The 12,770-nt window shown below is 73.8% G+C and carries 10 protein-coding genes; 1 reads left to right on the top strand and 9 read right to left on the bottom strand.

Features of this window, described 5'->3' with window-relative positions; all coding sequences use genetic code 11:
* Positions 1–178: 178 nt before the first annotated feature.
* The 9 genes from FRAQA3DRAFT_RS01585 to uvrC form a co-directional block, all read right to left on the bottom strand.
* Entirely contained in the window at positions 179–1,996 is a 1,818-nt protein-coding gene (locus FRAQA3DRAFT_RS01585; protein WP_009399448.1) for an ABC transporter substrate-binding protein, read from the bottom strand.
* The gene (gene secG, locus FRAQA3DRAFT_RS01580) at positions 1,993–2,223 is read right to left on the bottom strand and encodes a preprotein translocase subunit SecG (RefSeq protein WP_009399447.1); all 231 of its coding nucleotides are present in this window, start codon (positions 2,221–2,223) and stop codon (positions 1,993–1,995) included. The genes FRAQA3DRAFT_RS01585 and secG overlap by 4 nt, the downstream gene beginning before the upstream one ends.
* 431 nt (positions 2,224–2,654) lie before the next feature.
* On the bottom strand, positions 2,655–3,506 hold the full coding sequence (gene tpiA / locus FRAQA3DRAFT_RS01570) for a triose-phosphate isomerase (RefSeq protein ID WP_009399446.1): 852 nt from the start codon (positions 3,504–3,506) through the stop codon (positions 2,655–2,657).
* Positions 3,507–3,593: 87 nt separating this feature from the next.
* On the bottom strand, positions 3,594–4,796 hold the full coding sequence (gene pgk, locus FRAQA3DRAFT_RS01565) for a phosphoglycerate kinase (protein ID WP_009399445.1): 1,203 nt from the start codon (positions 4,794–4,796) through the stop codon (positions 3,594–3,596).
* A 188-nt stretch (positions 4,797–4,984) separates the two neighbouring features.
* Complete coding sequence (gene gap, locus FRAQA3DRAFT_RS01560) at positions 4,985–5,992, bottom strand: type I glyceraldehyde-3-phosphate dehydrogenase (protein WP_009399444.1); 1,008 nt, start codon at positions 5,990–5,992, stop codon at positions 4,985–4,987.
* A gap of 500 nt (positions 5,993–6,492) precedes the next feature.
* Positions 6,493–7,470: a DNA-binding protein WhiA gene (whiA, locus tag FRAQA3DRAFT_RS01555; RefSeq protein ID WP_173402763.1), complete on the bottom strand. Its 978-nt coding sequence runs from the start codon at positions 7,468–7,470 to the stop codon at positions 6,493–6,495.
* 14 nt (positions 7,471–7,484) lie between these two features.
* Positions 7,485–8,747 carry a uridine diphosphate-N-acetylglucosamine-binding protein YvcK gene (gene yvcK, locus FRAQA3DRAFT_RS01550; protein ID WP_009399442.1) on the bottom strand — a complete coding sequence of 421 codons (1,263 nt, stop codon included), beginning with the start codon at positions 8,745–8,747 and terminating at the stop codon, positions 7,485–7,487.
* A gap of 2 nt (positions 8,748–8,749) precedes the next feature.
* Positions 8,750–9,619 (bottom strand): RNase adapter RapZ, encoded by an 870-nt coding sequence (gene rapZ, locus FRAQA3DRAFT_RS01545; RefSeq protein WP_009399441.1) that lies wholly within the window; start codon positions 9,617–9,619, stop codon positions 8,750–8,752.
* Positions 9,616–12,039, bottom strand: coding sequence for an excinuclease ABC subunit UvrC (gene uvrC, locus FRAQA3DRAFT_RS01540; protein ID WP_009399440.1), 2,424 nt, complete (start codon positions 12,037–12,039; stop codon positions 9,616–9,618). The genes rapZ and uvrC overlap by 4 nt, the downstream gene beginning before the upstream one ends.
* Before the next feature lie 250 nt (positions 12,040–12,289).
* On the opposite strand from uvrC, the gene FRAQA3DRAFT_RS01535 reads away from it, so the two are divergent.
* Positions 12,290–12,703, top strand: a complete 414-nt coding sequence (locus FRAQA3DRAFT_RS01535) for an SsgA family sporulation/cell division regulator (protein ID WP_009399439.1) — start codon at positions 12,290–12,292, stop codon at positions 12,701–12,703.
* Positions 12,704–12,770: the final 67 nt, after the last annotated feature.

Raw genomic sequence — 12,770 nt, 5'->3', positions numbered from 1 at the left:
GTGCAACACCGCGGGAACCGACAGTCGGTTCCGCAAGCGTGACGTTCCCGGCCACTCCCCCGGGTTGTCCCTCCGGGTACGTCCTGGGGGGAGTGTAGGCCGCCATGGCCCAACGTGGATGCACCGACCACCCCAACCCGGCCATGCGCAGCCGGGAGGATCATGGACGGGTCGGGCGTCATCCGGATCCGAGCGACACAGCGGTCGGATCGGCCGTGCCAATCGACGGGACGATCGCGAACGTCGTGACGCCCGCGCTGTGGAACACCGGGGGGTGCACGACCGCCAGCGGAATCACCGCGGCGCTGCCCACGACGGTCTGCTCCAGCGCGCCCCAGGAGGCGGCCGCGGTGGTCTCCGTGGTGGCCCGCAGGGCGGCGTCGAGCTGGCGGGCGACGACCGGATCGCGGTAGCCGCCGTCCGCGGGCCGCGGGCCGAGCCACTGCTCGTCCAGCAGCGGCTGGAAGACCGTGCGTCCGGCGTCGCCGAACCAGGCGGGGGTGATCGTGGACAACGCCAGGTCCCAGAACTGGCCGGCGGGCTGGATCGCCGCGGCGGCGAAACGCGCACCGGTGCGGATCCGGACGTCGAGGCGGATGCCGGCCCGGGCGAACGCCGTCCGCAGCGCCTCGGCGACCGCCGCGTCGGTGGCGCTGTCCGTGGTGAGCAGCGACAGCGCCGTGACGGGGCCGCCGGGGGTCTGGCTGAGCGCCTCCCGGCAGCGGGCCGGGTCACCGAGGCCCGCGGGGCTCGGGAACGGGTCCGCGTCGTTGTAACCGGTCATCGGTTCCTGCAGCAGCCCACCCGTGGTGGCCGCGAACTCGGGGCCGCCGAGCGCCGCGGCCAGGCTCACCCGGTCGATGCAGTAGGGCAGCGCCTGGCGGATGACCGGCTCGCGCAGGGCGGCCGCGGACGGCCCGTCGAGGCCGACCGTGAGCGCCAGGGTGGAACCCACCGGATCGACGACGAGGCGCGGGTCCTGGGCCTTCGCGAGTTCCGCGGCCCGCCCGGCCGGCAGCTGGCCGTCGAGCGACATGTCCGCGTCGCCGCGTTCGAGCTGCTGCTGCATCGTCTCCGGGGACAGCCCGTCGGTGATCGTGATGTGGTCGGGCAGCGCCCGCCGGATGCCGTCCGAGGAGGCGCTCCACGACGGGTTGCGGGCCAGCCGGTAGCCCGGCGTGGCGTCGCCGTCCGGGGCGACGGTGAACCGGTAGGGCCCGTCGGAGACCAGGTTGTGCAGGTACTCCGGCGAGTCGGGCGGGTAGGCGAGCGCCTCCAGCGGCACCGGCGACGCCGCCGGCAGGGCCAGCACGTCGACGAAGTCGTTCACCGGGGCGAGCAGATGGAACGCGACGGTGTCATCGCCGACGATCTCCACCCCCTCGATGGTGTTGCTCTCGACGAAGGCGGCGGCGTCCGCGACCGGGGTCGCCGCGAGCTCGGTGCAGAACTCGCGGAAGCCGACGATCGTCGCGGCGAAGTAGCCGCGCAGCGGCGAGGGGTCCGGCGGCACGCACAGCCGCTTGATGCCGCGGGCGACGTCGTTGGCCGTGATCCGCCGCTGGTTGGGGGTGTCCCAGCGGGCCGCCGAGCGCAGCCGGACGGTGTAGACCAGCCCGTCCTCGGTGACGATCGGCGCCCCGGCGGCCAGGTCGGGCCGCGGAACCGTCGACCTCTCGAGATCGGCGTCGGCGGGATAGCTGTAGAGCTGGCGGGTGACGAGCCGGGCGACGGCCTGCTCACCGGGCTGGTCGGCCCAGCCCGGGTCCCCGCTGGGCATCCGCTGGGTGACGATGCGCAGGGTGCCGCCGGGCTTGGCGGCCGGCGGGGTCGTGGCGGTGGCCGTCGGGGTGAGGGTGGGGCTGGCGGCGAGGCGGCCGGAACCGCCGGAACCGCCGCTGCAGGCCGCGACGGCGACGGCGAGGACGGCCGCGAGCGCCGCGAGTCGGAACGCCGCCGGCCCCCGGGGGCGGCGGCGCGCACGCGGGGCGTTCAATTCTTCAGCAGCAGACCGAGACCGATGATGCAGACGAACCAGACTGCCCCGACCAGAACGGTCAGCCGGTCGAGGTTCTTCTCCACGACGGAGGAACCGCCGAGCGACGAGGACACGCCCCCGCCGAACAGGGTGGACAGGCCGCCACCCTTGGCCCGGTGCAACAAGACGAGCAGGATCATCAGAATACTCGCGATGATCAAGGCGATCGACAGACCGACCGTCATTCAGACCAGCTCCTGCTCCTCGGGGAGGCGGCAGGACACCCGCGCCCGGCTCGCCTCCGCGACAGTGGAGGCTCCACGGCCCTGCACACCTCCTGCGCCTTCCAGCAACGTGGGTGGAACCGGCCACCGTCAGGGGTCAGGTGGTATCGGCACGTCGCCAGGCAACAGTATCCGCTCCAACCGGCGAGGCCCCCGCCGAAACCGGCACCGCGAGGGCCGGGCGCGTGGCAGGGGTGTACGGCGGGCAGCCGCGTACACCGGCCCGGCCGGCCGTTCTCGACGGTCCCGCCAAGGTACCGCACCCCGACGTGCCGGCCGCGGTGGCTCACCCGGTCCCGCCGCGGGCGAGGCGCGGACATGTCCGCCGGCGGTGCCGGGCATGGCGAGAGCCCGGCGGGGTTCACCCCCGCCGGGCTCTCGGGTCGGCCGCCTCAGGCGGGCGGGCCGCTGCGCACGATGCCGACGAACTCCTCGGCGACGAGGCTGGCCCCGCCGACGAGTCCGCCGTCGACGTCGGGCATGGTGAACAGCTCGCCGGCGTTCGCCGCCTTCACCGAGCCGCCGTAGAGCACGCGGATGCCCGCGGCGACCTCGTCGCCGTACAGCAGGGCGAGCTGCCCGCGCACGGCGGCGCACATGTCCTGGGCGTCCTGGGCGGACGCCGTGCGGCCGGTGCCGATCGCCCACACCGGCTCGTAGGCGATGACGATCGTCGCGGCCTGCTCGGCGGTGATCCCGGCGAGCGACCCGGTGAGCTGGCCCAGCACGTGCTCGACGTGGGTGCCGGCGGCGCGGATCTGTTCCACCTCGCCGACGCAGAGGATCGGTGTGATTCCGGCGGCGTAGGCCGCCTTCGCCTTCGCGGCGACCAGGGCGTCGTCCTCGTGGTGGTCGGCGCGGCGCTCGGAGTGCCCGACGACGACGTAGGAGCAGCCGAGCTTGGCCAGCATCGACCCGCTGATGTCGCCGGTGTGCGCGCCCGAGCCGTGCGGGGAGAGGTCCTGCCCGCCGTAGCCCAGGGCGAGCTTGTCGCCGTCGACCAGCGTCTGGACGCTGCGCAGGTCGGTGAACGGCGGGATGACGACGACCTCGACGGTCTCGAGCTCCGCGGGCTTGAGATCGAAGGCGATCTTCTGCACCAGCGCGATGGCCTCGAGGTGGTTGAGGTTCATCTTCCAGTTGCCGGCCACCAGCGTCCGCCGCCCGGTGCCCTTGTCCTTGCTCACGCCGTTCTTACCCTTCTCGGTACCCCGTTCGGAACGCCCCCGGCCCAGTGGCGCCATCACAAGCTCCCGGTCCCAGCCATCGAGGCGGTCCCAGCCATCGAAGTGGTCCCAGACATCGAAGTGGTCCCAGACATCGAGGCGGTCTCAGACATCGAGCGCCGCGAGGCCGGGCAGCGTCTTGCCCTCCAGGTACTCCAGGCTCGCCCCGCCGCCGGTGGAGATGTGGCTGAAGGCGTCCTCGGGGATGCCGAGCGTGCGCACGGCGGCGGCGGAGTCCCCGCCGCCGACCACGGAGAAGCCGTCCCCGGCGGCGATCGCCTGGGCGACCCCGCGGGTGCCGGCGGCGAACGGCGCGAGCTCGAACACGCCCATCGGGCCGTTCCAGAACACGGTCGCGGCGCCGGCGAGCCGCTCGGCGAACAGCGCCGTGGACGCCGGGCCGATGTCCAGGCCGAGCCAGCCCTCGCCGATCCCGTCGGCGGGCACGACCGCCGTCTGGGCGTCGACGGCGAAGCGGTCGGCGACGACGACGTCGGTCGGCAGCACGATCCGGTCGCCGCCCTCGGCGAGCAGCGCCTTGCAGGTGTCGATCATCTCGGACTCGAGCAGCGAGCCCCCGACGCCGTAGCCGAGGGCCGCGAGGAAGGTGAAGCACATGCCGCCGCCGACGAGCAACGCGTCGACCTTGGGCAGCAGGGCGCGGATGACCCCGAGCTTGTCCGACACCTTCGAGCCACCGAGGACCACCGCGTAGGGGCGGGCCGGGTCGGCGCTGAGGCGGCGCAGCACGTCGAGCTCGGTGAGCACCAGCCGGCCGGCGGCGTGCGGCAGCCGCTTGGGCACGTCGACGACGCTGGCGTGGGCCCGGTGGACCGCGCCGAAGGCGTCGCCGACGTAGAACTCGGCCAGCGCCGACAGGGCGTCCGCGAACGACGCCCGGGTCACGGCGTCCTTGCTGGTCTCGCCGGGCGAGAAGCGCAGGTTCTCCAGCAGCGCCACCTCGCCGTCGCCGAGGCCGGCGACGACCTCGCGCGCGCGGGCACCCGCGATGTCACCGGTGCCGTCGCCGGCGAAGGCCACCGGTCGACCGAGCAGCTCGCCGAGGCGGGCCGCGACCGGCTCCAGCGAGTACTTGGGGTCGGGCTCGCCCTTGGGACGGCCCAGATGGGAGGTCACGATCACCCGCGCGCCGCGGTCCAGCAGCGCGGCGATCGTCGGGACACTGGCGCGGACCCTGCCGTCGTCGGTGATGCGCGGGGTGTCGCCCGAACGGTCCAGCGGCACGTTCAGGTCGCTGCGGACCAGGACGCGGTGCCCGGCGACCTGCAGGTCGTCGATCGTCCTCACTCTTGGTTACTCCATTGGGTTCGAGACCGGGGATGGGAGACGGGGCGATGCGGCGAACCGCCTCCGGCGATCCCCACCGGGAACCTGGCCGGACACGCTCCGCGGCGTTGCGGTTGCGCGGATTGCAGGGTGCGGGACGCAACCACGACGGCCGGGACCGCGCACGGCGGCCCCGGCCGGAACGGCTCCTAGAGACGGGCGCCGACCAGGGCGGTCAGGTCGACCAGCCGGTTGGAGTAGCCCCACTCGTTGTCGTACCAGCCGACGATCTTGACCTGGTTGCCGGCGGACATCGTCAGCAGCGAGTCGAAGGTGCACGACGCCGGGGTGTTCACGATGTCGGAGGAGACGATCGGGTCCTCGGTGTAGACCAGGTAACCCTTGAGCGGGCCCTCGGCCGCCGCCTTGAACGCCGCGTTGACCTCGTCCTTCGTCGCCGGCTTGGTCAGCGTGGCGACGAGGTCGGTGACGGAGCCGTCGAGCACCGGCACCCGCATGGCGATGCCGTCGAGCTTGCCCTTGAGGTGCGGCAGCACCAGCGCGGTGGCCTTGGCGGCACCGGTGGTGGTCGGGATGATGTTCTGCGCCGCCGCCCGGGCCCGGCGCAGGTCCTCGTGCGGGAAGTCCAGGATGACCTGGTCGTTGGTGTAGGCGTGGATGGTGGTCATGAGGCCCTGGCTGATGCCGAACGCCTCGTCGAGCACCTTGGCCATCGGCGCCACGCAGTTCGTGGTGCAGGAGGCGTTGGACAGGATGTGGTGCTTCGCCGGGTCGTAGGCGTCGTCGTTCACGCCCACGACGACGGTGAGGTCCTCGTCCTTGGCCGGGGCCGAGATGATGACCTTCTTGGCGCCCGCGGTGAGGTGCTTGCCCGCGTCGGCGGCCTTGGTGAACCGGCCGGTGGACTCGATGACGATGTCCACGCCCAGCTCGCCCCACGGCAGCGCGGCGGGGTCCCGCTCGGCGAGCACCTTGATCAGGGTGTCGCCGACCCGGATGCCCTCCTCGACGACGCTGACCGGAGCGGCCAGCGTGCCCAGGGTGGTGTCGTACTTGAGGAGGTGCGCGAGGGTCTTGTTGTTGGTCAGGTCGTTGACGGCGACGATCTCGAGGTCGTCCCGCTTGCTCGCCGCGAGCGCCCGCCAGAAGTTACGGCCGATCCGCCCGAAGCCGTTGACACCCACCCGCGTAGCCACGTCCAGGACTCCCTACCGTCTTGTCTCGTCGTTTCGACAGCCATGACGCCGCTTGCGTCATGACCGGAGTTCGGTATCTCGTTGTCGAGGCAGGAGCCTAACGAGTTCGCACATCATCGGCGGTAATCCGAACCGTGCGGTGTTGGTCTCCTCACACGAGGCCGCGCACCCGTCGGGGGACCTGCTCCCACCCGGTCACGACGATGCTCCGCATCCGGAGGTTCCCGCCGCTCCCCTGCCCGGACCCCGGGCCAGGCACGTCCCGTGCTTGCCTGCCACACCGTCCGAGCCGCCCCACCGTTCGGGCACCCCCGCGGCGCGGGGCCTGCACCGTCCCCTGTGTGCGATCCCGATGGTGCTACCCCGAGATTATTCCACGGACGATCGGGCATCGTTGATCTGACCCCGACGCACTCCACCACCAACGGGCCTATATCAGGAATAGCGATGATCCAGCTAGCGAAATGCCCGAAATCAACTAGATGACGCATTGTCAGCACTCAGGCGTTCTCCAGCAGATCCGGTGAGACGCTTGCCTCGGTGTTGGGGATGCCGAGGGCGTTCGCCCGCTTGTCCGCGAGCGCCAGCAGCCGCCGGATGCGCCCGGCGACGGCGTCCTTGGTCAGCGGCGGGTCGGCCAGCGCGCCCAGCTCCTCCAGGGACGCCTGGGCATGCTCCAGGCGCAGCCGGCCCGCGGCAAGCAGGTGCTCGGGCGCGTCGTCGCCGAGGATGCGCATCGCCGCCTGCACCCGCGCCCCGGCCGCGACCGCGGCGCGGGCCGATCGGCGCAGGTTGGCGTCGTCGAAGTTCGCCAGCCGGTTCGCCGTCGCCCGGACCTCGCGGCGCATCCGCCGCTCCTCCCAGGCCATCAGGCTGTCATGGGCACCGATCTTGGTCAGCAACGCGCCGATGGCGTCCCCGTCCCGGATGACCACCCGGTCGACCCCGCGCACGTCGCGGCTCTTGGCCTGCACACCGAGCCGGCGAGCCGCCCCGACCAGCGCGAGCGCCGCCTCCGGACCGGGCGAGGTGACCTCCAGCGAGCAGGACCGGCCGGGTTCCGTCAGCGACCCGTGGGCGAGGAACGCGCCCCGCCACGCCGCCGCCGCGTCGCACGCCGAGCCGGTGACGACCTGCGGCGGCAGCCCGCGTACCGGCCGGCCACGCTGGTCGAGCAGCCCCGTCGAGCGGGCGAGCTGCTCGCCGTCGCGCTCGACCCGCACGATGTAGCGCACCGAGCGGCGCAGCCCACCGGCGGCGAGCACCGCCACCGTGGACGGGAAACCGAAGACCTCGGCGACCTCCCGACGTAGCCGGCGCGCGGTCGCGCCCGTATCGAGCTCCGCCTCCACCACGATGCGGCCCCCGACGATGTGCAGCCCCCCGCCGAAACGCAGCAGGGCTGCCATCTCGGCCCGCCGGCAACAGGGCTTCGCGACCCGTAGCCGGCTCAGTTCGTCCTTGACGGTGGCCGTCATCGCCGCCACACCGATCACTCCTTGGCTTCACCGAATGGGGTCCGGCGGACGCCGCCGGACGATGGGTACTTCGTGACCGGCCGCCGGCTGCTCCCCGCGGACGGCGCCCGCGGCGCCGACGGGGCAGGCTGGCCGGACGGCCCGGTGCGAGCGGCCGGCGACGCCGCCGAGGCCTCGCCACCGGGTGCCGCGGCCTGCGCCGGCGCCGCGGCAGTCGCCGGCCCGGCACCCTCCCCGACCGCCGTGGCCTGTGAGACCGCCGTGGCCTGCGGGACCGCCGTGGCCTGTGCGAACACGGCGCGGAAGGCCGCGACGAGGCGGGTCGGGTCGTGCACGGGCGCGCCGGGCACCCGCACCGGCGCCAGATGCAACCGGGCGCCGAGATCCGCCGCGGCCCGCGCGAGCGGGTCGGGTTCGGGCACCGCGCTCGGATCGGCGACCACGACGTCCAGGCGCAGGCCGGGCACGTGCCGGCGCAGGGCCTCGAGGTGGGCCTGCGGGGTGTACCCGGCGGTCTCCCCCGGCTGGGCGGCCAGGTTGAGGACCATCAGCGTGCGCGCCCGGGAGGTGGTGATCGCGTGCCGCATCCCGGGCACCAGCAGGTGCGGCAGCATGCTCGTGTAGAGCGACCCCGGGCCGAGGACGAGCCAGTCGGCCGCGCAGGCCGCCGCCACCGCCTCCGCGCAGGCCGCCGGCTCCGCCGGGGCCAGCCGGACGCCCACCACCCGCCCCGCCGTGGTGGCCACCGCGGCCTGCCCGCGCACCTCGCTCACCGCCCCCGGTGCGGCCGGGTCCAAGCCGACGACGTCGGCGACGATGTCGATGCCCTCCGTGGACAGCGGCAGCACCCGACCCCGCGCCCCGAGCAGGCTGGCAGCGAGGTCGAGGGCGGCCACCGGGGAGCCGGTGTGCTCGGCCAGCCCGGTCAGCACCAGGTTTCCCACCGCGTGCCCGGCCAGCGGCCCGGAACCGGCGAAGCGGTGCTGGAAGAGCTCCGCCCAGGTCGCCGGCGGCCCGTCCGGGCCGGCGAGCGCGGCCAACGCCATCCGCAGGTCACCCATGGGCAGCGCGCCGAGCTCGGCGCGCAACCGCCCCGACGATCCGCCGTCGTCGCCGACGGTCACCACCGCGGTGAGCGCCGAGGTGAGCTGACGCAGCGCAGCCAGCGAGGCGGCGAGCCCGTGGCCGCCCCCGAAGGCGACGACCGCCGGCTGCCGCCCGGCGACGGCGGCCTGGGGATCACGGCCGGGGCCGGTGGGATCGACGGGCTTCGGCACGCTCACTCCCGTCCCAGATCGCGGTGCACGACCCGGACTCCGACGCCGTCGGCGGCCAGCCGCGCGCCGAGCTGCTCGGCCATCGCCACGCTGCGGTGCTTGCCGCCGGTACACCCGACCGCGAGGGTCAGGTACCGCTTGCCCTCCCGCGCGTAGCCCTCCCCGACCAGGCGCAGCAGTGCCGCGTACTGGTCGAGGAACTCCTGCGCCCCGGGTTGGGCCAGGACGTAGCTGCGCACCTGCGGATCCCGCCCGGTGTAGGGGCGCAGCTCCTCCACCCAGTGCGGGTTGGGCAGGAACCGGCAGTCGGCGACGAGGTCGGCGTCCAGCGGCAGCCCGTACTTGTACCCGAACGACACGACGGTGGCGTTGAGCCGGTTCGCGCCCGGCTGCCCGAACGCCGCATCGATCTTCGACCGCAGCTCGTGGACGTTCAGATCGGTGGTGTCGAGGACGAGGTCGGCCTCGCCGCGCAGCTCGGCGAGCAGCGCCCGTTCCCGGCCGATGCCGTCGACGACCCGCTCGTCGCCCTGCAGCGGATGCGGCCGGCGGACGTGGTCGAACCGGCGGATGAGCGCGTCGTCGCTGGCCTCGAGGAAGAGCATCCGCGGATGCATGCCGCGGGCGTCCAGCGCCGCGACCGCGGCCCGCAGGTCGGAGAAGAACGCCCGGCCGCGGACGTCGACGACCACGGCGATCCGGCTGACCGCGCCCCCGGAGCGGTGGCCGAGCTCCGCCATGGTGGACAGCAGGGCGGGCGGCAGGTTGTCGACGACGAACCAGCCGAGGTCCTCCAGGCACTTGGCCGCGGTGCTGCGCCCCGCGCCGGACAGGCCGGTGATGATGGCGAGGTCGAGGGTCGGGGTGGTCATGACGCCCTTCCCGAGTCGGCGTGGTGCAGGGCTCGCGGCGCCGCGGCGGGACCGTCGGCCGCGGCCGCCGGTGCGGGCCGCGCCGGGTCGGGGTCGGGATCCTCCGGGGCCGCCGACGGCGGCTCGTCCAGGATCTCACCGGTGCGGGGGTCGACGGCGGGGGTGGGCGCGGCGGCGGTACCCGGCGCGGACCGACCGAGCGTCGTGAGGATGGCCGCGGCGGTGCGCGGTCCGATCCCGGGCACCTGGGCGATCTCCTCGGCGCTGGCCGCCCGCACCTTCGCCACCGAACCGAACTGCCGCAGCAGCGCCTTGCGCCGGGTCTCCCCGAGGCCCGGCACGTCGTCGAGCGCGGAGGTCACCATCGCGGCGGACCGCTTCTGCCGGTGGTAGGTGATGGCGAAACGGTGCGCCTCGTCCCGAACCCGCTGCAACAGATACAGCGCCTCGGAGGTACGGGGCAGGATCACCGGCTCCGCGGTGTCGGGCAGCCAGACCTCCTCCAGCCGCTTCGCGAGCCCGCACAGCGCCACCCCGCCGGGCCCGGTGTCGATGCCGAGCTCGTCGAGGGCGCGGGCGGCCGCGGCGACCTGCGGCGGGCCGCCGTCCACGACGACGAGGTTCGGCGGGTAGGCGAACCTGCGGGGTCGACCGGTGTCCGGGTCGACCGGCTGCGCCGCGCCCGGCGAGACGACCCGGCCCCGTCCGTCCCGGGTGGCCGCCTCGGGGCCGGCCGCGACATCGCCCGTGGGGCCGGCCGCGACATCGCCCGTGGGGCCGGCGGTGGCATCGCCCGTGGGGCCGGCGGCGAGATCGTCCGCGGTGTCGACGATGTCGACGAGCTCCCCGGTGCGGGACCGCTCGGCGAGGTAGCGGGAGAACCGCCGGTGGATGGTCTCGTACATGCTGGCGACGTCGTCCTGCCCGGCGTCCGCCCGCCCGCGCTCGCGGGCGGCGCCGCCCGCGCCGCCGCGGATGGAGAACCGGCGGTACTCCGACTTGCGCGCCAGCCCGTCCTCGAAGACGACCATGCTCGCGACGACGTTGGTGCCCTGGATGTTCGACACGTCGTAGCACTCGATGCGCAGCGGCGCGTCCGGCAGCTCCAGGGCCTCCTGCAGCTCGGCGAGCGCCCGGCTGCGGGCGGTCAGGTCACTGGCCCGCTTCGTGCGGTGCAGCGCCAGCGCCTGGCGGGCGTTGCGCTCCACGGTCTCCAGCAGGGTGCGCTTGTCACCGCGGCGGGGCACCCGGACCTCGACCCGGCCGCCGCGGGCGGCGCCGAGCAGCTCGGCCACGGCATCCGCGTCCGGGGGCAGGGCGGGCACGAGGATCTCGCGCGGGATGCCCGCGCCCTGAGGGTCGGTGCGTGGCGTCCGGGCCGGCGGCATGGGCCCGGCCGCGCGGCCTGATCCCCCACGCCCGGCCGGCGACTCGCCCGCGTCCCCGCCGCCGGCATCGCCTGCGCCGGCGGCGGTGAGCGACGTGCCCTCCAGGTACTCCTGGGTGAGGAACTGCTCGACGAGGTCGGCCGTGGTCACCTCGTCGAGCTTGTCGACGACCCAGCCGCGCTGCCCGCGCACCCGCCCGCCGCGAACGTAGAAGATCGCGACCGCGGCCTCCAGCTCGTCCTCGGCGAAGGCGATCACATCGGCGTCGGTGCCGTCGGGCAGCACGACGGCCTGCTTCTCGATGGCCCGCCGCAGGGCGCCGGCGTCGTCGCGCAGCCGCGCGGCCCGCTCGTACTCCTGCGCCGAGGCGGCCTGCTGCATCTGCTGCTCGAGGCGGCGCAGGTAGCGGGCGGTCTGACCGGACATGAAGTCGCAGAAGTCGTCGACGATCGCCCGGTGGGTCTCGGCGTCCACCCGGCCGACGCAGGGCGCCGAGCAGCGGTCGATGTAGCCGAGCAGGCACGGCCGGCCGACCTGCCCGGCCCGCTTGAACACCCCCGCCGAGCAGGTGCGGGCCGGGAAGACGCGCAGCAGCAGGTCGAGGGTCTCCCGGATCGCCCAGGCGTGGACGTACGGGCCGAAGTACCGCACACCCCTGCGCTTCGGTCCCCGCATGACCTGCAGGCGCGGGAACTCCTCGTGGAGGGTCACCGCGAGACTCGGGTAGCTCTTGTCGTCGCGGTACCGGACGTTGAAGCGCGGATCGAACTCCTTGATCCACGTGTACTCGAGCTGGAGGGCCTCGACCTCCGTGGAGACCACGGTCCAGTCGACCGCGCTGGCCGCCTGGACCATGTGCTGGGTGCGAGGGTGGAGCGTGTGCAGATCGGCGAAGTAGTTGGCCAGCCGGGCCCGCAGGTTCTTGGCCTTGCCCACGTAGAGCACACGGCCGTGCTCGTCGCGGAAGCGGTAGACGCCGGGGGTCTCGGGGATCGAGCCCGGCGCGGGCCGGTAGGACGCCGGATCAGCCATGAACCGAGCCTACGGCGACCATCATCCCGAACGAGCAGCGCCTGCACGTAACCATTTCATCACGCATAGCGTGCGACCTCATCGGCGGGCCCTCTCGAAGCGTGGCAGAAGGGTGACAGGAGGCAACAAAATCTGAAGCTGGTCGTGATTAATCCGAGACTTTCGGTTGTTTCCAGTGCCCCCGCTGGCGTCCGGCGCGGGGGGCTGCGACCCTCGACACACCGGGCAAGCGAACCGAGGGAGCCAGCACGTGCTTGGTAAAGACGTCACGGCGGAGTTCGTCGTGGACGACGCGGCCAGCCGTGGGCGGGTGACGGTGTTCCAGATCTGCTGGCGAGCGTGCGATCCGTTGGCCGTGTCCATGACCCTGGTGTCCAGGCCGGAGCACCCCGCGCTGCCGCAGGGCAGCTGGGTGGCGCCCCGCGACGCGCTGCGCGCCGGTCTGGAGACGGCGGTCGGCGACGGCGACGTGCGGATAGGCCCCGACCCGGGGCAGGGCGGCGTCCGGCTGGACCTGGTCGACGGGGACCGCCGCTCCGTGGTGATCCTCTCGACATCGTCGCTGCGGAGCTTCCTGGACCGCACCGAGCGGCTCGTGCCGACCGGCCAGGAGCACACCGAGCAGGAACTGGACACCGTCCTGGCGAACCTGCTCCAGACCTGACCTTCCCGCCGCCGGGCCGGCCCGCCGCCCCGCGCGGCCGTCCGGCAGACCAGCCGCCGGCCACCCT

Source organism: Frankia sp. QA3 (assembly GCF_000262465.1).
Lineage (GTDB): Bacteria > Actinomycetota > Actinomycetes > Frankiales > Frankiaceae > Frankia.
Note: the sequence above shows the minus strand (reverse complement) of the source record. Positions and strands in the feature narration are given on the sequence as shown.

Excerpts from the sequence above, each read along its gene's own strand:
- secG (WP_009399447.1), bottom strand. The coding sequence starts at position 2,223 with ATGACGGTCGGTCTGTCGATCGCCTTGATCATCGCGAGTATTCTGATG.
- tpiA (WP_009399446.1), bottom strand. The coding sequence starts at position 3,506 with ATGGCGCCACTGGGCCGGGGGCGTTCCGAACGGGGTACCGAGAAGGGT.
- whiA (WP_173402763.1), bottom strand. The coding sequence starts at position 7,470 with ATGACGGCCACCGTCAAGGACGAACTGAGCCGGCTACGGGTCGCGAAG.
- rapZ (WP_009399441.1), bottom strand. The coding sequence starts at position 9,619 with ATGACCACCCCGACCCTCGACCTCGCCATCATCACCGGCCTGTCCGGC.
- uvrC (WP_009399440.1), bottom strand. The coding sequence starts at position 12,039 with ATGGCTGATCCGGCGTCCTACCGGCCCGCGCCGGGCTCGATCCCCGAG.